The organism is Streptomyces sp. NPDC056224 (assembly GCF_042267665.1).
Taxonomy (GTDB): Bacteria; Actinomycetota; Actinomycetes; order Streptomycetales; family Streptomycetaceae; genus Streptomyces.
Genome location: NZ_JBHJTK010000035.1, coordinates 50,559 through 73,814, shown reverse-complemented (window position 1 = coordinate 73,814; position 23,256 = coordinate 50,559). Strand labels below are relative to the sequence as shown.

Sequence of the window (23,256 nt, the reverse complement as noted above, 5' to 3'; positions counted from 1 at the left end):
ACGCAGCGCAGGGTGACGACGAGGCCAATACCCCCCCCCCCCCCCCCCCCCCCCCCCCCCCCCCCCCCCCCCGGGCCCGGCCCCCCCCGGGGGGGCCGGGCCCGCCGGGGGGGGCCCGGCACGCCGTGCGTGCCGGGCCCCCGTTGCGTCGGGCTGTCGGGAGTGCTCAGCCGATGATTCCGCCGATGAGGCCGGGCTGCTTGGTCGGGGCCCCGCCGCTCGTGGACCCCGAGGAGGTGGCCGGCGCCCTCGGTGAGCTGGACTGCCGCGGCGTGCTGCGCGGGGTCTGCCTGCTGGTGGTGCCCTTCGTCGCGGTGGGCGACTCGGAGCGGGGTCCGGCGGTCTCGCGGGCCGGGGCGCCGGACGACGGGGTCCTGCCGGACTTCGCGGCCGGTTCGGAGGGGGTGGCCGAGGGCTGCGGCGCCTTGGACGACGGCTGCTGGGTGGGCTGCTGCCTGGCCGGCGCCTGCGGCAGCGGACGGCCCGGCAGGTAGTTGCTGGGGGCCTGTCCCGGCCCGGGCACGGTGACCACGGTGGTGGAGCGGACGGCGCCGCCGAGCAGCGAGCCGATGAGCAGGGTGAGCCCGCACACGACGGTGGCCATGACGGCTCCGCGGCGCAGTACGCGTCGGCGCAGCCGCCAAACCTCCGAGCGCGGTCCGAGCGTGCGCCAGGCTTCACCGGCGAGGCGCCCGTCGAGGGAGTAGACCGGCGCGCCCGCGATGATCAGCGGGCTCCAGGCGGCGAGGTAGATGATGTCGGGCGCGTCGTAGGCCGGGACGGTCTTCCAGCTCACCGTCATCAGCAGCGCGGCGGAAAGCAGCGCCCCGAAGCAGGCGGCGAACCGCTGCCACAGGCCGAAGACGGTCAGCACGCCGACGATGACCTGGAAGAACGCCACCGTGAGGCCGGCGCCGACCGGGTGCGCGAGGGCGAAGTCGCGCAGCGGTTCGGCGAGGGCCCAGGGGTGGAGGGTGTGCAGCCAGGTGACCATGGAGCCGCGCTCGCCGCCGTCGAAGTAGACGGGGTCGCACAGCTTGCCCATGCCGGCGTAGATGGAGATGAACCCGAGGAAGACGCGCAGCGGGAGCAGCACGACGCCGAGGTTCATCCGGCGGCCGGGGTAGTAGGAGGCCTGGGCGCGGGTGTCGGGACCGGGCCGCCGGGAGTCCGCGCCGGGACGGGTGCCGGGCGGGTCGCCGTACGGCAGGTCCCGTACGGGGGCCATGGTGCGCGTCCCGTCGGGGTCCCCGTAGGTGCGCTGGCCGATGACGGTCGGCGGGGCCAGGGTGTCGTCGGCGAGGTCGTGGGCCAGGTCGACGCGCGGGATGACCTGGGTGGAGCCGCCGTCGTACTCGTCGTGGCCGCGCACGGCCTGGAGGAGCCCGCCCATGGCCGCGGAGTCGCCGGCCTGGGACCTGCCGCTCCAGACCACGGGCGATCTGCGGCGGGTGGCTCCGGCGGCGGCGACCACGGCGCCGCCCAGGACGGGTACCCGGCCGGGGGCGTTCGCGGGCTTGGAACGCGCGCTCGGGCTCGGTGCGAGCCGCACGCGGAAGCTGGCGTGGTTGACGATGACCTGTGCGGGGTCGCACGGCACCTTGACCATGCTCAGCGCGGGCTGGTCGTCGAACCCTGACGTTCTGGTGTCCACACTCATCTAACCGAGTGATCAGTGTTTAGGACACTGCCTTGACAGCAGGGATGTGTCCGAGACCCGTCAAGATCAAGCCACCCCGCCCGTAACGGGCGGGGTGACACGCTCACGGGTCACTTTCCGTGAGCCAAGTGGATCAAGCGGATCTCGCGGATCAGGGCCGGTCAGGCCCATCCGGGCCGATCAGACGCGACCGCGGTCCGCCCGGCGGCGGGCGGCCTCGTAGAGCACGACGCCGGCGGCGACACCCGCGTTGAGGGACTCGGCGCCGCCCGGCATCGGGATGCGCACGAGGTAGTCGCAGTTCTCGCCGACGAGGCGGCCGAGGCCCTTGCCCTCGGAGCCGACGACGATGACGACCGGGCCGCCGAGCTCCTCCAGGTCGTTGACGGTGTGCGTACCCTCGGCGGCGAGACCGACGATGGTGATGCCGGCCTTCTTGTAGTCCTGGAGCGCGCGCGTCAGGTTGGTGACGCGGGAGACCGGGGTGCGGGCGGCGGTGCCGGCCGAGGTCTTCCAGGCACCGGCGGTCATGCCGGCGGCACGGCGCTCGGGGATGACCACGCCGTGGCCGCCGAAGGCGGAGACGGAGCGGACGATCGCGCCGAGGTTGCGCGGGTCGGTGACGCCGTCGAGGGCCACGATCAGCGGGTCGTCGCCCTCGTCGTACGCGGCGGCGGTGAGGTCCTCGGGGTGCGCGTACTCGTACGGCGGGACCTGGAGCACCAGACCCTGGTGGTTGAGCCCGTTGGTCATGCGGTCGAGCTCGGGGCGCGGGGCTTCCATCAGGTTGATGTTGCCGCGCTGGGCCGCGAGCTGGAGGGCTTCACGGACGCGCTCGTCGTTGTCGATGAACTGCTGGACGTACAGGGTGGTGGCCGGTACGCCGTCGCGCAGCGCCTCGAAGACCGGGTTGCGGCCGACGACCATCTCGCTGGTGCCCTTGGGGCCGCCGCGGCGGGGGGCGGGGCGGCGCTTGGCGGCCTGGCGGGCGATGGCGTTGCTGATGCGGTTCGCCTTGTGCTTCTTGCGGTCCTCGGCCTTGGGCGTGGGGCCCTTGCCCTCCAGGCCCTTGCGCCGCTGGCCACCGCTGCCGACCGTGGCGCCCTTCTTGTTGGACGTGCGGCGGTTCCTGCGCTGGCTGTTCCCGGCCATGACCTCTACCTGTTTTCTTTGATGCTGCGGTATGTACGTATGAAGAGTGTGCCGCCCGGAGCGCCGGGCGGCACACCAAGTTCAGCTGCGCGGGCTCAGCGGGGGCCGAGCGTCCAGCGCGGGCCCGTCGGGCTGTCCTCGATGACCAGTCCGGACTGCTGGAGCTGGTCGCGGATGGCGTCGGCCGTGGCCCAGTCCTTGCGGGCGCGGGCGGACTCGCGCTGCTCCAGGACGAGGCGCACGAGGGTGTCCACGGCGCCGTGGAGGTCCTCGCCGCGGTCGGCCTCGCCGGCCCAGTGCGGGTCGAGCGGGTCCAGGCCGAGGACGATGAGCATGGCCCGCACCTCGGACAGCCGGGCGATGGCCGCGTCCTTGTCGTCGGCGGCGAGCGCGCTGTTGCCCTGGCGGACGGTGGTGTGGACGATGGCCAGCGCCTGCGGGACGCCGAAGTCGTCGTCCATGGCCTCGGCGAAGGCGGGCGGAACCTCGGCGGCGGGCTCGACGGCCCCGCCGGCCTTCTCGATGACGCGCTGGTAGAAGCCCTCGATGCGGGCGAAGGCGGACTCCGCCTCGCGCAGGGCCTCCTCGCTGTACTCGATCATCGAGCGGTAGTGCGGGGTGCCGAGGTAGTAGCGCAGGACGATCGGACGCCACTGCTTGACCATCTCGGAGACGAGGACCGAGTTCCCGAGGGACTTGGACATCTTCTCGCCGGACATGGTGACCCAGGCGTTGTGCACCCAGTACCGGGCGAACTCGTCGCCGAAGGCCTGGGCCTGCACGATCTCGTTCTCGTGGTGCGGGAAGATCAGGTCGAGCCCGCCGCCGTGGATGTCGAAGGCGCTGCCGAGGTACTTGTGCGCCATCGCGGAGCACTCCAGGTGCCAGCCGGGACGACCGCGGCCCCACGGGGTCTCCCAGTCCGGCTCGCCGGGCTTGGAGGCCTTCCACATGGCGAAGTCGCGCGGGTCGCGCTTGCCGGTGATGCCCTCCTCGGCGGGCTGGCGCAGGTCGTCGATGTCCTGCCTGGACAGCGCCAGGTAGCCGGGGAAGGAACGCACGTCGAAGTAGACGCTGCCGTCCGCCTCGTACGCGTGGCCGCGCTCGATGAGGACGCGCATCATCTCGATCATCTCGGGCACGTGGCCGGTGGCGCGCGGCTCGTAGGTCGGCGGGAGGCAGCCGAGCGCGTCGTAGCCGTCGTTGAAGGCACGCTCGTTGTCGTAGCCGATGGACCACCAGGGGCGGCCCTGTTCGGCGCCCTTCTGGATGATCTTGTCGTCGATGTCGGTGACGTTGCGGATGAAGGTGACGTCGAGGCCGCGGTAGGTGAACCAGCGGCGCATGATGTCGAAGTTCAGGTAGGACCGGACGTGCCCGATGTGGGGGGCCGCCTGCACCGTGGCGCCGCACAGGTAGATCGAGACACAGCCCGGGGTGATCGGGGTGAAGTCGCGGATCTGCCGGGCGCTGGTGTCGTACAGGCGAATAGTCACGGCATCCAGGGTAGTGCGCGCATAGCAGTGCCCCGCGACCCTTTGGGGCCCCGGGGCACCTTTGTTGCCGAAGAAGTGCCGCCGCCGGGTGTTTTCAGGCCCGGTTCGTCCGGTACACGAGGGCTGTGGCGATCGCCGCGAGCCCTTCGGCGCGGCCGGTGAGGCCCAGTCCGTCGGTGGTCGTGCCGGAGAGGGAGACGGGGGCGCCCACCGCGGCGGCGAGCGCCTTCTGCGCCTCTTCGCGCCGTTTGCCGATCTTCGGGCGTACGCCGATCACCTGGACGGCGATGTTGCCGATCTCGAAGCCCTCGGCGCGGACGATGCGGGCGGCCTCGGCCAGGAGGGTGACGCCGGCGGCGCCGGACCACTCGGGGCGGGAGGTGCCGAAGTGCGCGCCGAGGTCCCCGACGCCGGCGGCGGAGAAGAGGGCGTCACAGGCGGCGTGCGCGGCGACGTCGCCGTCGGAGTGTCCGGCCAGGCCGTCCTCGCCCTCCCACAGCAGCCCGGCGCACCACAGCTCGCGGCCGGCCTCGAAGGCGTGCACGTCGGTGCCGATGCCGACGAGCGGGATCAGGGGACTAGTAGGCATCGGTGGCCCTCCTGCGGGCGAGTACGGCCTCGGCGAGGACCAGGTCGAGGGGGCGGGTGACCTTGAAGGCTTCTTCGTGGCCGGGGACCACCACGACGGTGACGCCGAGGCGTTCCACCATGCCGGCGTCGTCGGTGGCGCCCTCGCCGTCGGCCGTGCCCGCCGCGAACTCCTCGTGCGCGCGCCGCAGGGTGGCGAGGTCGAAGCCCTGCGGGGTCTGCACGGCGCGCAGCCGGGCCCGTTCGGGGGTGCCGAGGACGGGCTCGGGGTCACCGTGCCTGCCGGGCTCGACTTCCTTGACGGTGTCGGCCAGCGGCAGGCCCGGCACCACGGCCGGGGCTCCGTCGCGGACGGCGTCGACGACGGAGTCCACGGTCTCGACGGGGACCAGGGGACGGGCCGCGTCGTGGACGAGCACGCAGGTGACGTCCGCGGGAAGGGCGTCCAGGCCGGCGCGCACGGACTCCTGGCGGGTGTCGCCGCCGGGGACGACCCGGACCTCGGTGCGGTCGGGCAGCGCGTGCTCGTCGAGCAGGAGGCGTACCTCGGCGGCGCCGTCGGACGGGGCGACCACGACCACGAGGGAGACCGCGCGGGACCGGGCCATCGCCCGGACGGCGTGGACGAGCATGGGGATGCCCCCGAGGGCCCGCAGGGCCTTGGGGGCGCCGGGGCCGAGGCGTACCCCGCGGCCGGCGGCTGGGATCACCGCGGCGGTGCGGTGGGCGCGCGTTTCGTCAGTCATCAGTAGCTCCGAGCCAGGTTTGTGACTTCGGCCGACATGGGTATGGCCCTGGGGGTACCCCCGGCACGCCAATGAAGAAAATCATGGAAACAGACATGCCGCAGCGCCCGGCGACAGACCTCTCGTGGAGGAGAGGCAGTGTCATCGGGCACCACGGCACAACTGCGTACACACTGTTTTGATGAACTTCGATGAACGGGAACTCGCGTCAGGACGCGAGAACCTCGTCGAGGAGGGCCTCGGCCTTGTCCTCGTTCGTGTTCTCGGCGAGCGCGAGCTCGCTCACCAGAATCTGACGCGCCTTCGCGAGCATGCGCTTCTCACCCGCGGAAAGCCCGCGCTCACGCTCACGACGCCACAGGTCACGCACCACTTCGGCGACCTTGATGACATCGCCAGAAGCGAGCTTCTCCAGATTTGCCTTGTAGCGCCGGGACCAGTTCGTCGGCTCTTCTGCATACGGTGCGCGGAGCACCTCGAAGACCCGGTCCAGCCCGTCCTGGCCGACTACGTCGCGAACGCCGACGAACTCCGCATTGTCCGCAGGCACACGAACCGTCAGGTCGCCCTGAGCGACCTTGAGCACCAAGTAGGTCTTGTCCACGCCTTTGATCTGACGAGTCTCAATGGCCTCGATCAGCGCGGCCCCGTGATGGGGATAGACCACGGTGTCGCCAACCTTGAACGTCATGTGACAGGTACCCCTTCCGTGGCTATCCAGGGTAACACGAGAACTGACTGTTATGAATGGCGTTTTCGCAGGTCAGGGCACATCTCGGGGCTTGACAACAGCAACAGGAACGTGCTGCGGAAGGCTTCCGGAAGGGGGTATTCGCAGGTCGGGGGTGCTGTGCGGACCAGGGGAAAGGGCCACGCTACACCTGCCCGCCACCCCCACCAGTGTGACGTACGTCCCGATTTGCCGGTTTCGGTGTCGGGAAACCGAACTACTCCGTTCGACTGGCGGGCCCCCGTACGCAGCGGGTTCCGGCCCAATCCTGAATTGATCACGAAGGGACGTTCGGAGGAATCCGGGAATTGATCACGGGGCGCCCCGCGCACGATATGCGCGCGCCGCAAGATCGGCGCGGCGAAGGGCACGCGGAACGGCTCCGGAACGGCACCGGGACGACGCGGCGAACGGCACGGTGAACGACGCGGTGAACGACGCGGGAATGCAAGATCGCCGGGTGGGTGGGGCACCCCGCCCGGAGCGGCCGCCGCGCTGCGGAGGGTCGGGTGCGGGGGCGGGGCGGCGGCTCGGTAACCTAAGCGCGCTGACACACCCTTAGAGCGGCTTTACCTCGGCCGTTCCAAGAGCCCACCCGCCCCTTCCGTTCGTCCAAGGAGTTGCCGCCGCCGTGAGCCGCAGCCTTCGACGCGGCGCCCTCGCCGCCACTGCCGTCGTGTTCTCGATCGCCTCGCTGGCCGCATGCGGTGCGGGCAACGACGCGCAGACCCTCCAGATCAAGCCGGACAACGCCTCCGTCACCAAGGGCGAGATCCAGGTCCAGAACGCACTGGTGATCAGCCAGGGCGAGAAGGACAAGAAGGGCCCCGCGGCCGTTTCGGCGACGCTCTTCAACTCGGGCACCAAGGCGCAGACCCTCGACGGCATCACCCTCGCGGGTGGCAAGGGCAAGGTCGTGCTGAAGGCCGCCGAGGGCACCGGCAAGGTCACCGTGCCGGCCGGCGGCTCCGTGGTGCTGGGCGGCAAGGGCAACGCCTCCGCCGTCATCGAGGGCGGCTCCGAGGCCGCCAAGGACGGCGACCTGCAGGGGGTCGTCTTCCAGCTGAGCAGCACCGGCGACGTCGCGCTGGAGGCCCTCGTGGTCCCGGCCACCGGCTACTACGCGCCCTACGGGCCCACCGCCGCCCCGGCCCCGGCCGCCGGCTCCACCCCGTCGGGCAGCCCCTCCGGCAGCCCGTCCGGCAGCCCCTCGGGTGCCGCCACCGGTGCGGCCTCGGGCAGCCCCTCCGGGTCCCCCTCCGGCAGCGCCACCGGCACGCCGTCGGGCGGCGCCTCGCACAGCGCCGGCCACTGAGCCACGGAGCGGCGTACGCGAACGCACACGGGAAGGGCCCCGGTCGCATCGGCGACCGGGGCCCTTCCCGCATGCACGACCGCGGCGCAGGGCGGCGGTACGGTCCGGCCTACGGCTCGAACTTGTAGCCGAGGCCGCGCACCGTGACCAGGTAGCGCGGCGCGCCCGGGTCCGGCTCGATCTTCGCGCGCAGGCGCTTGACGTGGACGTCCAGGGTCTTGGTGTCACCGACGTAGTCGGCGCCCCAGACCCGGTCGATCAGCTGCATGCGCGTCAGCACGCGGCCCGCGTTGCGCAGCAGCATCTCCAGCAGGTCGAACTCCTTGAGCGGCAGGTCCACCTTCCCGCCGGCGACGGTGACCACGTGGCGGTCCACGTCCATGCGTACGGGGCCCGCCTCCAGGGCCGCCGGGGTGACCTCCTCCGGCTCGCCGCGGCGGCGCAGGACCGCGCGGATGCGGGCGACCAGCTCCCGCGAGGAGAAGGGCTTGGTGACGTAGTCGTCGGCTCCTATCTCCAGTCCGACGACCTTGTCGATCTCGCTGTCCTTGGCGGTCACCATGATCACGGGGACGTTGGAGCGGCCGCGCAGCTGCCGGCACACCTCCGTGCCGGGCAGCCCGGGGAGCATCAGGTCGAGGAGGACGAGGTCGGCGCCGTTGCGCTCGAACTCGTCGAGCCCGTCGGGCCCGGTCGCGGCGATCGCGACCTCGAAGCCCTCCTTGCGGAGCATGTAGGACAGGGCGTCGCTGAAGGATTCCTCATCCTCGACGACGAGCACTCGGGTCACGGAAGGACCTCCGGGGCAGGAATGACTGTTGCTGACTAGGGCAGGGACGGGGCGGAGGCGGGGGCCGTCGCCGGGGCCGGCGCGGCTGCTTCGGGGAGTCGCAGCGTGAACGTGGAGCCCTGGCCCTCCGAGCTCCACACCGACACCTCCCCGCCGTGCGAGGCCGCTACGTGCTTCACGATCGCAAGGCCGAGGCCCGTTCCTCCCGTGGCGCGGGAGCGGGCCGGGTCCACGCGGTAGAAGCGCTCGAAGATGCGCTCGCGGTCCTTTTCCGGGATGCCGATGCCCTGGTCGGTCACGGCGATCTCGATCAAGTCTCCCCCGGGCGCCGTCACCCGGCGCGCGGCTATGCCGACACGGGTGCGGGCGGGACTGTAGTTGACGGCGTTCTCGACCAGATTTCCGAGGGCGGCGGCGAGCTGTCCGCGGTTTCCCCAGACGCGCAGGTCGGCGGTGCCGCCCGCGGCCATCGTGATCTGTTTGGAGGACGCCGTGTGGCGGCACCGGTCGATGGCCTCGGCCACCAGCGTGTCGACGCGGACGGGCTCGGCGTCCTCCAGCGGGTCGTCGTTCTGCACCCGGGAGAGGTCGATGAGCTCCTGCACGAGGTTGATCAGCCGGGTGGCCTCGATCTGCATGCGGCCCGCGAAGCGGCTGACCGCCTCGGGATCGTCCGCGGCGTCCATGACGGCCTCGGACAGCAGGGAGATCGCGCCGACCGGCGTTTTCAGCTCGTGCGACACGTTGGCGACGAAGTCGCGGCGCACGGCCTCGATGCGGCGGGCCTCGGTGAGGTCCTCGACCAGGAGGAGCACCAGGCGGGAGCCGAGCGGGGCGACGCGCGCCGAGACGGCGAGGGCCTCGCCGCGGCCGGTACCGCGCCGGGGGAGGTCCAGCTCGACCTGGCGTATCTCCCCGTCGCGGCGGGTGTCACGGGCCATGTGGAGCATGGGTTCCACGGCGAGCTTCCCGCCGCGGACCAGCCCGAGTGCGTACGCCGCCGAGCTGGCCTTGACCACCGCGTCGCCCTCGTCCAGGACGACGGCGGAGGAACGGAGCACGGAGAGGACGGTGTCCACGCCGGGCGGGAGCACCGCGTTGATGTCGGGGCGCATGGAGCTCCGGGTGGGGCGGGCTTGGTCGCGCTCGCTCCAGCGGAACGCCAGCATGGCGATCACACCGGTGCAAAGACCGGCGATCGCTGCAGCTGCGGCGACCGCCGCGTTCACGTCCATGGATCCAGGTTAAGCAGGCGCAACGACACTTCCACAGCCGTTCGGGTGGCAGCTCGAACAGTCGTCGCCCAGAGTTCACCGTGGCGACGGGGTTGATTCACTTGTGGTGCCGGCGTCGGACGCGTTGGCGGCTCACCGTGTCAACGTGGGGCAAGAGGCCACCCCGGCCGACCCCCGGGCAGTTGTGCAGTAGGTCAAGAGAGGGACACCAGACATGCGTGACGCGTACCACGAGGAACTGGACTCGATCGGCGAGAGCCTGGTCGAGATGGCCCGGCTGGTCGGTTCCGCGATCGGGCGGGCCACGACGTCCATGCTCGACGCCGACCTGAAGCTCGCCGAGAGTGTCATCGCCGCCGACCAGAAGGTCGACGACCTGCAGCACGACCTGGAGGCCCGCGCCATCGCGCTGCTGGCGCGGCAGCAGCCGGTCGCCACCGACCTGCGCATCGTCGTGACCTCGCTGCGGATGAGCGCGGACCTGGAGCGCAGCGGCGACCTGGCCCAGCACGTGGCCAAGCTGGCCCGGCTGCGCTTCCCGGACACCGCCGTGCCGCGGGACCTGCACGCCACCATCCTGGAGATGGGCCAGCTGGCCCAGCGGCTGATGGCGAAGGCGGCCGAGGTCATCATCACCAAGGACGTCGACCTCGCCCTCCAGCTGGAGCAGGACGACGACGAGATGGACCACCTGCACCGCACGCTGTTCCAGCACCTGATGGACGACCGCTGGAAGCACGGCATCGAGACGGCGGTGGACGTGACGCTGCTGGGCCGGTACTACGAGCGCTTCGCCGACCACGCGGTCTCGGTGGCCAAGCGCGTGGTCTACCTGGTGACGGGCGAGCACGCGGACGAGCTGCAGCCGCCGACCCAGGTCGAGGGCGTCTGACCGTACGGGGCACCGGGCGGGCGGCGCCCGGGCCGTCGGGGCGGCGAGCCCCAATGCGCCGTTGACGCGCCGGTGTGGCTGGGCATGAATGAGGCGAGGCGGTCCATCGTGCGAAGTCCCGCACGCCGCCCACGAGGAGGAACCATGCCCGATTCCCCCGTACCCATCACCCCGGAGCAGGAGCGGCCGCCGAGGCCGGAACCACTGCGCCTGCCCCTGCTCGCAGCCTGTGGCTGCGGCTCGGGCTGCGGCTGCGGCTGCCAGTCCGGCGCCCCTTGCCAGTGCGGCGGCTGACCCACCCGCCCGCCCGGCTCGACGCACGCCAAGGGCCCCGTCCGATTCCCTCGGCCGGGGCCCTTCGCCGTACCCGGGTCCGGCGAGGCCCCGACCCGACCCGGCGGGCGGCCCGCCGGGCCCCCTACGATGCCCGCGGGGGCGGATCCGTAGCGCAGAGGTCGTCGCGCGCGGTCTCCAAAACCGCGAGGACGCCGGTTCGACTCCGGCCGGGTCCGCCCTCCATCCCGTGCGCCGACCCGGGCGCGCAGAGCCCCCCGCCACCGCCGGGCAGCGGGCGGGCGGGCTCGTGCCCCGGCCCCGGCGGGGGATCTACCCGACGAGGTGCGAGCCGTGGTAGTCCCTGGCCTGCTGGCGTTCCGCGGGCGTGACGCACAGGGTGTCGCCGTCGAAGCTGTCACGCCAGACATAGCCCGGCAGACACGTGGCCGGCCCGTAGGCGCCACCGCCGGGCTGGCGGTTGGGGTTCGCGTCGTGGGCCCGCCGGCGCTCGTCCGGCGTGACGCACAGGACGTCGCCTTCGTAGCTGTCGCGCCAGACATAACCCTGTTTGCACGTGTTCGGCCCGTAGGCGCCGCCGCCGGGCTCGCGGTTGGGGTCGTCGTAGGAGCGGACGCTCACGACCGAGGCGTGGGCCGAGGGCGCGGTCACCGCGGAAGCCGGCAGCGCGACGGCTCCGGAGACGAAGGCCGCCGAGGTGAGGGCCATCCCGAGGCGGGCGATCCGGCGCTTGGTCCGGCCGGCGGCCGGGGTGTGGAGGTCGTGGGACATTGCTGCTCCTTGAAGGTCTGCGTCCGGCGCAGAGGCCGCCGGATCCGTGGCGGGTCGGCCCGTGGCGTGACCCGACCTCCAGTAGGCGGGACGGCCGCGTCCGCGTCACGGCACGGGAAACCGTGACTTGACGGGAGGGAACAGGGACCCGCGGACAGCGAAAAGCCCCCTGCCGGCGGGGAGAACCGCGGGCAGGGGGCTTCTTCGTGGGGCGTGGAGCAGGGTTACTTCTTGCCCTGGTTCTTGACGGCCTCGATGGCGGCCGCGGCCGCGGCCGGGTCGAGGTAGGTGCCGCCCGGGTTGAGGGGCTTGAAGTCGGCGTCCAGCTCGTAGGAGAGCGGGATGCCGGTCGGGATGTTCAGGCCCGCGATGTCGGCGTCGGAGACGCCGTCCAGGTGCTTGACCAGCGCACGCAGGGAGTTGCCGTGCGCGGCGACCAGCACCGTGTGGCCGTCCAGCAGGTCCGGGACGATCGAGTCGTACCAGTACGGGAGCATCCGGACGACGACGTCCTTGAGGCACTCGGTGCGCGGGCGCAGCTCCGGCGGGATCGAGGCGTAGCGCGGGTCCTCGGACTGCGAGAACTCCGTACCGTCCTCGAGGGCCGGCGGCGGGGTGTCGTACGAGCGGCGCCACAGCATGAACTGCTCCTCGCCGAACTCGGCGAGGGTCTGGGCCTTGTCCTTGCCCTGGAGGGCGCCGTAGTGGCGCTCGTTCAGGCGCCAGGAGCGGTGGACCGGGATCCAGTGACGGTCGGCGGCCTCGAGCGCCAGCTGCGCGGTGCGGATCGCACGCTTCTGGAGCGAGGTGTGCACGACGTCGGGGAGCAGGCCGGCGTCCTTGAGCAGCTCACCGCCACGGACCGCCTCCTTCTCGCCCTTCTCGTTGAGGTTGACGTCCACCCAGCCGGTGAACAGGTTCTTCGCGTTCCACTCGCTCTCGCCGTGACGGAGGAGGATCAGCTTGTACGGTGCGTCGGCCATGCGTACGAGCCTAATGGACGTGCCGGACCGCTCGCGCGCGGTGTCCACGCCCGCCCGATTGACGGCGGGCGTCAATCCAGTGGCGCCGCGAGACCGCCACTCGTAACGTGCCAGGAGCCACAGGGACACTTACATCACCCGGGGGGATTCCTTATGTCCGCTGCCAGTCTGAGACGGGCCGCCCGGGAGAGCGTGGCGGGTCTGCCGCGTGCGTTCTGGTGGCTGTGGGCGAGCACCCTGGTGAACCGGCTCGGGGCCTTCGTCGCCACCTTCCTGACCCTGTACCTGACGCTGGACCGGGGCTACTCGGCCTCCTTCGCCGGACTCGTCGTCGCCCTCCACGGGCTCGGCGGCGTGGTCTCCTCGCTCGTCGCGGGCGTGATGACCGACCGGCTGGGCCGACGGCCCACACTGATGGCCGCGCAGGCCTCGACCGCCCTCTCCGTCGCGCTGCTGGGCTTCATGGAGCACCCGGCGGCGATCGCGGCCGTCGCGCTGCTGGTCGGCATGACCTCGAACGCGTCGCGCCCGGCCGTGCAGGCGATGATGGCCGACATCGTCCGCCCCGAAGACCAGGTGCGGGCCTTCGCGCTCAACTACTGGGCGATCAACCTCGGCTTCGCCGTCTCCTCGACGGTCGCCGGCTTCGTGGCCGAGTACAGCTACCTGGCCGGGTTCCTGGGCGAGGCGGCGCTGACCCTGGTCTGCGCGGTCCTGGTGTACGTGAAGCTGCCCGAGTCGCGGCCCGAGAAGGGGGACGCGGCCTCGGAGGCGGCCGAGGCGGAGATCGGGCTCGGGACGGTACTGCGCGACGGGCACTACATGGGCGTGGTCGGGCTGTCGTTCCTGATCTCGCTGATCTTCATGCAGGGGTCGTTCGGGCTGCCGCTGGCGATGGGGGCGGCGGGCTTCAGCACGGGCGACTACGGCATGGCCATCGCCGTGAACGGCGTGCTGATCGTGCTGCTGCAGATCCCGGTCACGCGGTTCATCGAGCACCGCGACCCGCAGAAGCTACTGGTGATCTCGGCGCTGCTGGCGGGGTACGGCTTCGGGCTCACCGCCTTCGGCGGCTCGATCGGGGTGATCGCGCTGACCGTCTGCGTGTGGACGCTGGCCGAGATCATCAACTCGCCGACCCAGATGAGCCTGGTCGCGCGGCTCTCCCCGCTGCACGGGCGCGGCCGCTACCAGGGGATGTACACGCTGTCCTGGGCGGTGGCCTCGCTGATCGCGCCGCTGCTGGCGGGCTTCGTGATCGACCGGTTCGGGGCGGGCTGGCTGTGGGGGACGACCGCGGCCCTGGGGACGGTCGCGGGGGTCGGGTACTGGCTGCTGATGCGGGGGCTCCCCGAGGGCGACCGGGGTGCGGGCGCCGGGGCCGGGGTCACGGTCGGCGCCCAGGTCACGGCCGACGCGGAGGTCACGGCCGGGGCCGGGGTCACGGCCGACGCGGAGGCCGGGGCCGGCGGCACCACCACCGCGGGGTCCGCGCCGCTCCCCGCCGCCGCCGAGGCGTAGGCCCGCGGCCGGGAGTGCCGGCCGGGAGCACCGGTCGGGTCAGGACGGCCGGGTGAGGTGCTTGAACGCGTCGAGGTTGTAGGTCGGTTCGCCGCGGGACACGCGCCACGCGTACTCCCGGCGGATCGCGGTCGCGAAGCCGAGCTCCAGCAGGGTGTTGAAGGCGCCGTCCGCCGCTTCCAGGACCGTGCCGAGCAGCCGGTCCAGGTCGTCCGGGGTGACCACGGACAGCGGGAGCCGGGCCGTCAGGTAGACGTCGCCGAGGCGGTCGACCGCGTAACTCAGCCCGTACAGCTTGAGGTTGCGCTCCAGCAGCCAGCGGTGCACACCGGCCTCGTTCTCGTCCGGATGGCGGATCACGAAGGCGTTGACCGACAGCGAGTGCCGGCCGACCCGGAGCGAACAGGTGGTGCTCAGCTTGCGGGTGCCGGGGAGCTGGACCACGTACGAGCCCGGCTCGGGGCTCTCCCAGCTCAGCTCCGCGCCGGTCAGGGTGCCCTCGATGATCGCGGCGATGTCGACGGAGTCAGCGGTGCCGGCGATGTCGGCGGTGTCGGCGGTGTCAGCCATGGTGGGAGCGTACGCGACGGCGATGATCATGCATGGCCGCGGTGTACACGTCGGCCGTGCCGCTCGCGGCCGTGTCCCAGCCGAAGAACTGTGCGTGCCGGGCGGCCTCGGCGCCCATCCGGTCGGCGAGCCCGGGCTCGTCGACGAAGCGGCGCAGCTCCCGCGCGTAGTCCACGGGGTCGTGGCCGGGCACGAGGATGCCGGTGACCCCGTCGTCGACGGCGACGGGCAGTCCGCCGACCTCGGCGGCGAGCACCGGCGTACCGGTGGCCTGGGCCTCTATGGCGACGAGCCCGAAGGACTCGCTGTACGAGGGCATGACCAGTACGGACGCCGCACGGAACCAGTCCGCGAGCCCGTCCTGGGCGACCGGCGGGTGGAAGTGGACGAGGTCGGCGATGCCCAGCTTCGCGGCGAGCTTCTGCAGGCCCTCCGGCTTGGCGAGGCCGCTGCCGCTGGGACCGCCGACGACGGGGACGAAGAGGCGGCTGCGCAGCGAGGGGTCCCGGTCGACCAGCTCGGCGACGGCGCGCAGCAGGATGTCGGGGGCCTTGAGGGGCTGGATCCGGCCCGCGAAGAGCGGGATGACGGCGTCCTGCGGCAGGCCCAGGCGGGCGCGGGCGGCGGCCCGGCCGTCCCCGGCCGTGAAGCGGTCGAGGTTCACGCCGGGGTGGACGACGGCGACCTTGCGGGAGTCGGCCTCGTAGTACCGGACGAGTTCGTCGGCTTCCTCGGCGGTGTTGGCGATGAGCCGGTCCGCGGCGGCCACGATCTGGGTCTCGCCTATGACGCGGGCCGCGGGCTCGGGCGTGTCGCCCTCGGCGAGCGCCGCGTTCTTGACCTTGGCCATGGTGTGCATGGCGTGCACGAGCGGTACGCCCCAGCGCTCGGCGGCGAGCCAGCCGACGTGACCGGAGAGCCAGTAGTGCGAGTGGACGAGGTCGTAGTAGCCGGGCCGGTGGCCGGCCCAGGCCTGCATCACGCCGTGGGTGAAGGCGCACAGCTGGGCCGGGAGCTCCTCCTTGGCGAGGCCTTCGTACGGGCCCGCGTCCACGTGCCGTACGAGGACGCCGGGGGCCAGCTCGACCACGGGCGCCAGGCCGCCCTCGGTGGCCCGGGTGAAGATCTCGACCTCGATGTTGATCGCCGCGAGGCGCTTGGCCAGCTCCACGATGTAGACGTTCATGCCGCCGGCGTCGCCGGTGCCGGGCTGGTGCAGCGGTGAGGTGTGCACGCTGAGCATGGCCACGCGGCGGGGCTTGCGGTGGTGGCCCACCGCCGGCAGACGCATGCGCGGCGGCTCGTGGCGGGTGGCGCGGGCGGCGGCGAGACGGCCGCTGATGCGGGACACGTACTGGCTCAAGGGAGCAGTTCCTCTCGCTCGGACGGGCCACTCGGACGGTCGGACCGGCCACACGGACGGCATGACTGCAGGAGCGCACTCGGCGCCCTGCAAGCAGTGCAACCCGGATGGCCGCCCCGCGCATTCCGGGGTCTGCGGATTTCCTCGATGTTTCTTCGCGGGGCATGGGGAGAGCCCGGGTTTTCGTCCGGCGAGGGCGCTCCGCTTACGCTCGGCTCATGGCCTCCCGCACGACCCCGCCCCCGAGCCGCGCCCCCGGCCGCCCTGTGGGCTCGGTGACGCGCGGGACGACGAACCCGAACCGGTTGCGCCGGATGGACCGCTGGATCGCCGCCACCCACGGGGCGGCGCTGCGGCGCGCCCAGGCGCCGGTCGCGGTGGACCTCGGCTACGGGGCGGCACCCTGGACGGCGGTCGAGCTGCTGGCCCGGCTGCGCGAGGCGGCGCCGCGGGTCCGGGTGGTCGGCATCGAGATCGAGCCGGCCCGGGTCGCTGCGGCGAAACCGTACGAGCGGGAGGGGCTGAGCTTCCGGCACGGCGGCTTCGAGGTCCCTCTGGACGGGCCGGGCGGCGGCGAGCGGCCGGCGCTGATCCGCGCGGCGAACGTCCTGCGCCAGTACGACGAGGAGCAGGTCGCTGCGGTGTGGGAGCGGCTGTGCGCGCGGCTGGCGCCGGACGGGCTGCTGGTGGAGGGGACCTGCGACGAGATCGGGCGGCGGCACGTGTGGGTGGCTCTCGGGCCGCAGGGGCCGCGCACGGTGACCTTCGCGACCCGGCTGGGTTCCCTGGAGCGCCCCTCGGACCTGGCGGAGCGGCTGCCGAAGGCGCTGATCCACCGCAATGTGCCGGGCGAACCGGTGCACGCGTTCCTGCGCGACTTCGACCGGGCGTGGGCGGCGGCCGCTCCGTACGCCTCGTACGGGGCCCGGCAGCGCTGGATCCGGACGGCGCGGGCCCTGTCCGGGGATTGGCCGCTGGCGGACGGGCCGGTGCGGTGGCGGCAGGGAGAACTGACGGTGCGCTGGGAGGCGTTGCGCCCGACGGGGTGAAAGCAGCGCCATGGGGAACCGGTGATGCGGATCGCCCGTTGAGCCGTCAGGGATGGGGCCCGTGGGGGCGGACAAGATCGGTCGGGCGCCCGTGAGGGTGTTGCAATTCATCGACTCGTGGCACCATCCCGAAGGCGGGATAAGTTACTGACGAATAGTCAGATTTCTTGCACGGTGATGCGGAGTCTGACGCGGGTGCCTGGGGGGACCATGGGGGCCGAAAGGCGACAGCGAGGCGCAGGCGCTCTCGTGCTGCTGTGCGCGATGGCGGTACTGACTGCACCGGGCCTGGCGACGGGCATGGCGTATGCGGCGCCGGCACCGGCGGCACCCGCCGCGCCGGCCGCGCCCGCGCCCGAGCCGGGAGCCAAGTCCCTGGAGCAGGTCCGCAAGGAGATAGAGGACCTCTTCCGCCAGGCGGGCGCCGCCACGGACGCCTACAACCTCGCCGAGGCCGAGGCCAAGGCCCAGTCGGACAAGATCGTCGAGATCGCCAACCTGATCGTCGCCGGCCAGGAGCGGATCACCGCCCTGAAAAGCCGCGCGGGCGCGGCCGCGCGTGCCCAGTACCGCTCGGGCGGGCTGCCGGCGGGCGCGCAGCTGGCGCTGAGCGACGACCCGGGCAAATTCCTCGACGGGGCGGGCCGGCTGAAGCAGGGCGAGAAGGCCGCGTCCGACATGCTGGTCGAACTGGACCGGACGCAGAGCGACTTGAACCAGTACGCGCAGGAGGCGAACGCGCACTGGGCGACGCTGGAGGCCAACCGGCTGAAGCAGGAAGCGTCGAAGAAGGAGATCGAGGAGAAGATCAAGACGGCGGAGGAGCTGGAGAACAAGCTCGAAGCCGAGGAGAAGGCCCGGCTGATCCAGCTGGAGCAGGAAGCGCAGTACAAGGCGCAGACGGCGTGGCTGTCGACCGGCGCGATGAAGGACGTCAACGGCGCGGCGACGGAGGCCGGGAAGCGGGCGGTGCAGTTCGCCACCGCCCAGATCGGCAAGCCGTACGTCTGGGGAGCCCAGGGTCCGGGCTCGTTCGACTGCTCCGGCCTGACCTCCCAGGCCTGGCTGGCGGCGGGCAAGGCGATCCCGCGCACCTCGCAGGAGCAGCTGCGGCTGCTGCCGAAGGTCGCGCTCAAGGACATGCGCCCGGGCGACCTGATCATCTACTTCGACGACGCGAGCCACGTCGCGATGTACGTGGGCGACGGCGCGATGGTCCACGCCCCGCGCCCCGGCCGGAACGTGACGATGGCGGGCGCGGGGTCCATGCCGATCAAGGCGGTCGTCCGCCCGGACGCGTAGCCCGGGCCGCCCAGCCGCCGACCCGTGCCGGGCCCTGCCGGAACTCCCTGGCGGCCCGGCACGGGCCAAGGACCGGCCCCTGCCGGGACGGCACGAGGCCCGGCGCCCGGACACCTCACCCCCGGCGCAAAGCCGACGGGCCACGGGCACTCAGCCGCGCGGGGACCGACTGCGGGCACTCGGCCCGGCCCGGCACGGGCCCCGGGCCGGGCCTGCCCTGGCCGGGATGGCACGAGGGCCGACCCCCGGACACCTCACCCCCCGGCCGTCAGCCGCACGGGCGACGGGCTTCGGGCGGTCAGCCGCGGCCCGGCACGGGCCCCCGGGCCGGGCCTGCCCTGGCCGGGACGCCACGAGGCCCGGACACCTCACCCCCGGCCGTCAGCCGCACGGGCAACGGGCGTCAGCCGCGCGGAGACCGACTGCGGGCAGCCCCGCTTGGGCCCCGGGTCGGACCTGCCTCCTGCCGGGACGGCACGGGGCCCGGGCCGGACGCCTCGCTCCGGGCTCGCGCGGTCAGCCGCGCGGGCCGGGCTGCCGGGACTCCCCCGCGGCCCGGCACAGGCCCCGCCCTCGGTCACGGGCCGGCACCGGCAGGGACGCGGTGGTCGGGCTTCGCGCGCGGCCCGCAGACGACCTCGCCCGGGCCGGGATCGCAGGCGGGCGGTGCTGGTCACTGGCCGAAGCGGGCCCCGGTCCTGCTCCGGCGGCCCCGGCCCCGGGTGGTGGAGGCAACCGATCAGGCGGCCGACGCGTCTCGCAAGACGGGACGGACACGGCCCCCGCGTGACCTTTGTCATCCAGTGAGGCCGATTTTCCCCCGCGATAACGGCATATGACCGTGGCCTTGGCCCAGAACGGCATTCCGCTCGCCGGTACCGGAGCGCTAGGGTCTGCCGGACGAGCGCACCCTCGGGGGGAGGGAAGGAACCGGAGACGATGCCCGTACCCGTACCGCGGCAGAGGGAGATCCCGGCCACGGAGAGCGGTCAGCCCCTTCTGCACACCGCCGTACCGCCCCTCACCGAGGCGGCCGCGGAGGCCATCGCGCAGCCGGCCCCGCACACGACCTCACTGACCCTCCTGGTCATCGCGGACGACCCGACGGGCGACCTCACCGTCCCCGAGATCCTCGACGCCGACGGCCACCGCATCCGGCTCCGCACCGCGCGCAACCTCACCGAAGCCGCACGGCTGCTCACCCCCGACGTGCACTGCATCCTGCTCGACCTGTCCCTCCCGGACACGGGCCCCCGCACACCGTCGCCGCCGCCGCCGTCAGCGTCCGCGTCGGCCACCACGACCGCCACCGCCGTGGACCGGCTGGCCGCCCTCCGCCAGGTGCTCCGGATCGCCCCGCACCACGCCGTCCTCGTCCTGACCCCCGAGGCCGACGCCGAGCGCGCCGCCGAGGCCGTGCGGGTCGGCGCCCAGGACTTCCTCTTCCGGGACGAGCTGGACGGCAGGCTGCTGAGCCGCGCCATCCGCTACGCGGTCGAGCGGAAACGGGCGGACATCGCCCAGTACAAGCTTGCAGAATCGAAACTGCGCGCCCAGGAGAACGCCCGTCTGGAGCGCGGGCTGCTCCCCAACCCCCTCCTGGAGGGCTCCGACCTCCGCTTCGCCGCCCGCTACCGTCCCGGCCGCAGCCGGGCCCTCCTGGGCGGCGACTTCTACGACACGGTCCGCACCCCCGACGGCACCGTCCACGCCATGATCGGCGACGTCTGCGGCCACGGCCCCGACGAAGCCGCCCTCGGCGTCGAGCTCCGCATCGCCTGGCGCGCCCTGACCCTGGCCGGCCTGTGCGGCGACGACCTGCTGGCCACGCTCCAGGAGGTCCTGGAGGTGGAGCGCCCCTGCGAGGAGATCTTCGCGACGCTGTGCACCGTGGACATCTCGCCCGACGGCCGCCGCGCGGGCCTGTGCCTGGCCGGGCACCCGGCCCCGCTGATATCCAGGCCGGGCCGCCCCGCGCGGCTCCTGCCGTACGAGAACAGCGGCCCCGCACTGGGCCTGCTGCCCAAGGCCCGCTGGCCGCGGCGTCAGGTCGAGCTCGGCGGCACCTGGAGCCTGATGCTCTACACCGACGGGCTGATCGAGGGCCGGATCGGCGAGGGCAAGGAACGTCTCGGGCAGGACGGCATGGTCGAGATGATCAACCGCCACCTGGACCGGGGGCTGAGCGGCGAGGGGCTGCTGGAGGCCGCCGTCACCGAGGCGCGCCGCCTGAACGGGGGCGAGCTCACCGACGACGTGGCCGTGGTCCTGCTCTCCCGCGCCGAATCCTGACGGCGGTCTTGAGGGCGGTCCTGACGGCGGGTCTGGCGACCGGCACACCGCAGCAGCCGTGAGCGGCGGGAGCGGCGGAAGCGGCTACCGCCCGCCGTTGTACGGCCCGTACGGCCCGTCGCTGCTGCTGCCGCCGCTGCGCCGCCCGCCGCCCGAGACCTGCTTGAGCGCGGGGCGCACGTCGACGAGGAACACGATGGTCGCGACCAGGCCCGCGATCGTCAGGAACAGCATCCCGGGCAGGAAGAAGTCCACGACGACGGTGATGCCCAGGATGACCAGCCAGAAGGTCTTGGTCTGCTTGCCGGCCGCCCGGTAGGCGTCCTCACGCCCCAGCAGCGCGAACACGAAGGCCACCACGGCGAGCGCCAGCATGGCGAGCCCGAGCAGCGGGATCACGCCTCGATCGAACCCATCCATCAACATCGCTTCGACCGCCTTCTCATGCTCGTGTTGCACGCGCCTGATTCCACGCTACCGGCACGAACGCCCTCATGAACCACAACGGGCCGGACACCCTCAAGGTGCCCGGCCCGCCGTCGGTCATGCTGTTCAGCTCTCGTCGCCCGCCGTGACGGTGGCCTTCTTGGCCGTGCTCTTGCGCGCGGTGGTCCGCTTCGCGACGGGCTTCTCCTCACCGGCGGACGCCTCGGCGGCGGCGGGCTCGGAAACGGACCCGGCGGCCGGCTCGGCGTGGGGCTCGACGGCCACGGCGATCTCGACGATCTCCTCGGAGACCTCGCCCCGCCAGGCGCGGACGGCCTGCTCGCCGTGCTCGGCGACCTTGTCGTACGTCTCCTTGGCGCGGACCGCGTATTCGGCGGCCACGCCGACGCCGCGCAGCGCCAGGTCCTGAGCGGTCTCCCCGAGCTTCTTCGGGTCGATCGCGCCGAACACCTCGGTGACCTTGGCGGCGACCGCCTCCTGCGCCTCCCTGGCCGCCTCCCTGGCCTTCTCCTGCACGACCTTCGGGTCGGTGTTCTTCACGGCCTCGATGCGCGCGGGGGCCTCGGCGCGCAGCTGCTCGATGAGCCCCGGCACCTTCTTGGCCTGCTGCACGGCGAGGTCGGCCGTGCCGGCCGCGAAGTAGAGCGGGGTGGGGTCGGTGAGGGTCTTCTTCAGGTCATCGGCGATGGCCATGTGCTGGTCCTCCCGGATCAAGTTCAGTCCGTCGTTTTCGACGGGGTCTCTTCGTCGGCCTCATCAGGCGTGTCGAGCGCGTTCTCCTTGCGGAACGACTCGTAGATCTGGAGCAGCACCTGCTTCTGCCGCTCGTTGATGGACGGGTCGGCGAGGATGACGGCCCGCGTCTCCACCTCGTCCCGGTCCCGTTCATCCAGGATCCCGGCCTGCACGTACAGCGTCTCCGCGGAGATCCGCAGCGCCTTGGCCAGCTGCTGGAGGATGTCCGCGCTCGGCTTGCGCAGCCCGCGCTCGATCTGGCTCAGGTACGGATTCGACACCCCCGCGGCGTCGGCCAGCTGCCGCAGCGAGAGCTGGGCCTGCCGACGCTGCTCACGGAGGTACTCGCCGAGGTTTCCGACGTTGAGCGTTGCCATGTACTGAATCCTGCCCCATCTTGCTAACTATTGCAAGCAGACGCTTGCAACATCTCCCACCCGTGAAGCGGTCAGACCGCGGCGACGACCACCGTCGCGTACAACTCCTCCGAGGTCACCACGCGGGTCGCGAGGCCGGCCGAGGTCAGGGCCGCGGCCGTCGACGGGCACTGGCGATCGCTCGTCTCGATCAGCAGGTGCCCGCCCGGGGCCAGCCAGGGCAGGGCGCCCGCCGCGACCCGGCGGTGGACGTCCAGGCCGTCCGCGCCGCCGTCCAGGGAGACCAGGGGCTCGTGGTCCCGCGCCTCCGACGGCATGAAACCGATCTCCTCCGTCGGTACGTACGGGGCGTTGACCACCAGCACGTCCACCCGTCCGCGCAGCGACGCCGGGAGCGGGGCGTACAGGTCGCCCTCCCACACGCTGCCGCCGTACGGAGCCACGTTGCGCCGCGCGTACGCCAGCGCCGCCGCGTCGACGTCCGCCACGTGCAGCTCCACACCGCCCGGCACCCGCGCCGCCACCGCCGCGCCCAGGGCGCCCACGCCGCAGCACAGGTCCAGCACGACCGCGCCGGGCGGGGCCAGCGCCACCGCCTCCGCCACCAGGAACTCGGTGCGCCGGCGGGGCACGAAGGCCCCGGCGCCCACTTCCATCCGCAGCCCGCAGAAGTCGGCCCAGCCCACCACGTGTTCCAGCGGTTCGCCGCCGACCCGCCGGCCCAGCAGCTCCGCCAGGTGGCCCTCGTCCCGCGCGGCCGCGACCAGCAGGTCCGCCTCCTCCTCCGCGAAGACACAGCCCGCCGCACGCAGTTGTTCCACGACAGTCGTCAAATACCTCAGTCCTCGGTGCTCACAGGTCGGCCATCAGAATGATCAAACGATAGGGTCGCCGCCCCGCACGCGCCGCCGTCCAGCGGTCCGGAGGCGAAGCGGCCCAGGGGCAAAG

General features: G+C 72.5%; 22 protein-coding genes and 1 tRNA gene. 7 read left to right on the top strand and 16 right to left on the bottom strand.

The genetic code is table 11. The features are described 5' to 3' along the window. Positions 1 to 166: 166 nt before the first annotated feature. From ACFCZ1_RS29670 to ACFCZ1_RS29645, 6 genes are all read right to left on the bottom strand, one after another. Positions 167 to 1,660, bottom strand: a complete 1,494-nt coding sequence (locus ACFCZ1_RS29670; RefSeq protein ID WP_376681348.1) for a DoxX family membrane protein — start codon at positions 1,658 to 1,660, stop codon at positions 167 to 169. A gap of 180 nt (positions 1,661 to 1,840) precedes the next feature. Beyond that, positions 1,841 to 2,812, bottom strand: coding sequence for a 23S rRNA (guanosine(2251)-2'-O)-methyltransferase RlmB (rlmB, locus tag ACFCZ1_RS29665; RefSeq protein WP_376681347.1), 972 nt, complete (start codon positions 2,810 to 2,812; stop codon positions 1,841 to 1,843). 95 nt (positions 2,813 to 2,907) lie between these two features. Then, positions 2,908 to 4,308, bottom strand: coding sequence for a cysteine--tRNA ligase (cysS, locus tag ACFCZ1_RS29660; protein WP_376681346.1), 1,401 nt, complete (start codon positions 4,306 to 4,308; stop codon positions 2,908 to 2,910). Between the two features lie 94 nt (positions 4,309 to 4,402). Continuing rightward, on the bottom strand, positions 4,403 to 4,897 hold the full coding sequence (gene ispF / locus ACFCZ1_RS29655) for a 2-C-methyl-D-erythritol 2,4-cyclodiphosphate synthase (RefSeq protein ID WP_376681345.1): 495 nt from the start codon (positions 4,895 to 4,897) through the stop codon (positions 4,403 to 4,405). Next, on the bottom strand, positions 4,887 to 5,642 hold the full coding sequence (gene ispD, locus ACFCZ1_RS29650; protein ID WP_376681344.1) for a 2-C-methyl-D-erythritol 4-phosphate cytidylyltransferase: 756 nt from the start codon (positions 5,640 to 5,642) through the stop codon (positions 4,887 to 4,889). Before ispD ends, ispF begins: the two co-directional genes overlap by 11 nt. A 208-nt stretch (positions 5,643 to 5,850) precedes the next feature. After that, on the bottom strand, positions 5,851 to 6,333 hold the full coding sequence (locus tag ACFCZ1_RS29645) for a CarD family transcriptional regulator (protein WP_003953493.1): 483 nt from the start codon (positions 6,331 to 6,333) through the stop codon (positions 5,851 to 5,853). Between the two features lie 670 nt (positions 6,334 to 7,003). On the opposite strand from ACFCZ1_RS29645, the gene ACFCZ1_RS29640 reads away from it, so the two are divergent. Continuing rightward, the gene (locus ACFCZ1_RS29640) at positions 7,004 to 7,687 is read left to right on the top strand and encodes a DUF461 domain-containing protein (RefSeq protein WP_376681343.1); all 684 of its coding nucleotides are present in this window, start codon (positions 7,004 to 7,006) and stop codon (positions 7,685 to 7,687) included. Positions 7,688 to 7,796: 109 nt separating this feature from the next. On the opposite strand, the gene ACFCZ1_RS29635 is transcribed toward ACFCZ1_RS29640, so the two are convergent. Both ACFCZ1_RS29635 and ACFCZ1_RS29630 read right to left on the bottom strand, forming a co-directional pair. Beyond that, positions 7,797 to 8,477, bottom strand: coding sequence for a response regulator transcription factor (locus ACFCZ1_RS29635; RefSeq protein WP_030387286.1), 681 nt, complete (start codon positions 8,475 to 8,477; stop codon positions 7,797 to 7,799). Between the two features lie 35 nt (positions 8,478 to 8,512). Continuing rightward, the gene (locus tag ACFCZ1_RS29630) at positions 8,513 to 9,712 is read right to left on the bottom strand and encodes a sensor histidine kinase (protein WP_376681342.1); all 1,200 of its coding nucleotides are present in this window, start codon (positions 9,710 to 9,712) and stop codon (positions 8,513 to 8,515) included. Between the two features lie 214 nt (positions 9,713 to 9,926). On the opposite strand from ACFCZ1_RS29630, the gene phoU reads away from it, so the two are divergent. Both phoU and ACFCZ1_RS29620 read left to right on the top strand, forming a co-directional pair. Beyond that, positions 9,927 to 10,604: a phosphate signaling complex protein PhoU gene (gene phoU, locus ACFCZ1_RS29625; RefSeq protein ID WP_136213730.1), complete on the top strand. Its 678-nt coding sequence runs from the start codon at positions 9,927 to 9,929 to the stop codon at positions 10,602 to 10,604. A 437-nt stretch (positions 10,605 to 11,041) separates the two neighbouring features. Continuing rightward, positions 11,042 to 11,116, top strand: a tRNA-Trp gene (locus ACFCZ1_RS29620). Between the two features lie 94 nt (positions 11,117 to 11,210). On the opposite strand, the gene ACFCZ1_RS29615 is transcribed toward ACFCZ1_RS29620, so the two are convergent. Together ACFCZ1_RS29615 and ACFCZ1_RS29610 are read right to left on the bottom strand one after the other, a co-directional pair. Continuing rightward, positions 11,211 to 11,669: a hypothetical protein gene (locus ACFCZ1_RS29615; RefSeq protein WP_376681341.1), complete on the bottom strand. Its 459-nt coding sequence runs from the start codon at positions 11,667 to 11,669 to the stop codon at positions 11,211 to 11,213. Positions 11,670 to 11,893: 224 nt separating this feature from the next. Beyond that, positions 11,894 to 12,652, bottom strand: a complete 759-nt coding sequence (locus ACFCZ1_RS29610; protein ID WP_376681340.1) for a phosphoglyceromutase — start codon at positions 12,650 to 12,652, stop codon at positions 11,894 to 11,896. A gap of 153 nt (positions 12,653 to 12,805) precedes the next feature. On the opposite strand from ACFCZ1_RS29610, the gene ACFCZ1_RS29605 reads away from it, so the two are divergent. Further along, complete coding sequence (locus tag ACFCZ1_RS29605) at positions 12,806 to 14,173, top strand: MDR family MFS transporter (RefSeq protein WP_376681339.1); 1,368 nt, start codon at positions 12,806 to 12,808, stop codon at positions 14,171 to 14,173. Positions 14,174 to 14,212: 39 nt separating this feature from the next. Here the strand turns inward: ACFCZ1_RS29605 and ACFCZ1_RS29600 are convergent, their stop codons facing one another. Together ACFCZ1_RS29600 and mshA are read right to left on the bottom strand one after the other, a co-directional pair. After that, entirely contained in the window at positions 14,213 to 14,743 is a 531-nt protein-coding gene (locus tag ACFCZ1_RS29600; protein WP_376681338.1) for a YbjN domain-containing protein, read from the bottom strand. Next, on the bottom strand, positions 14,736 to 16,106 hold the full coding sequence (mshA, locus tag ACFCZ1_RS29595; protein WP_376681337.1) for a D-inositol-3-phosphate glycosyltransferase: 1,371 nt from the start codon (positions 16,104 to 16,106) through the stop codon (positions 14,736 to 14,738). The genes ACFCZ1_RS29600 and mshA overlap by 8 nt, the downstream gene beginning before the upstream one ends. Before the next feature lie 218 nt (positions 16,107 to 16,324). Between mshA and ACFCZ1_RS29590 the strand changes: the two genes are divergently transcribed. The 3 genes from ACFCZ1_RS29590 to ACFCZ1_RS29580 all read left to right on the top strand — a co-directional run bounded on the left by ACFCZ1_RS29590 (position 16,325) and on the right by ACFCZ1_RS29580 (position 20,749). Next, complete coding sequence (locus tag ACFCZ1_RS29590; RefSeq protein ID WP_376681336.1) at positions 16,325 to 17,155, top strand: class I SAM-dependent methyltransferase; 831 nt, start codon at positions 16,325 to 16,327, stop codon at positions 17,153 to 17,155. A gap of 177 nt (positions 17,156 to 17,332) precedes the next feature. Then, positions 17,333 to 18,457 (top strand): NlpC/P60 family protein, encoded by a 1,125-nt coding sequence (locus ACFCZ1_RS29585; protein WP_376681335.1) that lies wholly within the window; start codon positions 17,333 to 17,335, stop codon positions 18,455 to 18,457. Positions 18,458 to 19,396: 939 nt separating this feature from the next. After that, entirely contained in the window at positions 19,397 to 20,749 is a 1,353-nt protein-coding gene (locus ACFCZ1_RS29580) for a PP2C family protein-serine/threonine phosphatase (protein WP_376681334.1), read from the top strand. An 84-nt stretch (positions 20,750 to 20,833) separates the two neighbouring features. Here the strand turns inward: ACFCZ1_RS29580 and ACFCZ1_RS29575 are convergent, their stop codons facing one another. The 4 genes from ACFCZ1_RS29575 to ACFCZ1_RS29560 form a co-directional block, all read right to left on the bottom strand. Beyond that, positions 20,834 to 21,175, bottom strand: coding sequence for a DUF2516 family protein (locus tag ACFCZ1_RS29575; RefSeq protein WP_376681351.1), 342 nt, complete (start codon positions 21,173 to 21,175; stop codon positions 20,834 to 20,836). 126 nt (positions 21,176 to 21,301) lie between these two features. Beyond that, positions 21,302 to 21,889 carry a hypothetical protein gene (locus ACFCZ1_RS29570; protein WP_376681333.1) on the bottom strand — a complete coding sequence of 196 codons (588 nt, stop codon included), beginning with the start codon at positions 21,887 to 21,889 and terminating at the stop codon, positions 21,302 to 21,304. A 23-nt stretch (positions 21,890 to 21,912) separates the two neighbouring features. After that, positions 21,913 to 22,308: a helix-turn-helix domain-containing protein gene (locus tag ACFCZ1_RS29565; RefSeq protein ID WP_376681332.1), complete on the bottom strand. Its 396-nt coding sequence runs from the start codon at positions 22,306 to 22,308 to the stop codon at positions 21,913 to 21,915. A 71-nt stretch (positions 22,309 to 22,379) separates the two neighbouring features. Beyond that, on the bottom strand, positions 22,380 to 23,141 hold the full coding sequence (locus ACFCZ1_RS29560; RefSeq protein WP_376681331.1) for a putative protein N(5)-glutamine methyltransferase: 762 nt from the start codon (positions 23,139 to 23,141) through the stop codon (positions 22,380 to 22,382). Between the last annotated feature and the right edge of the window lie 115 nt (positions 23,142 to 23,256).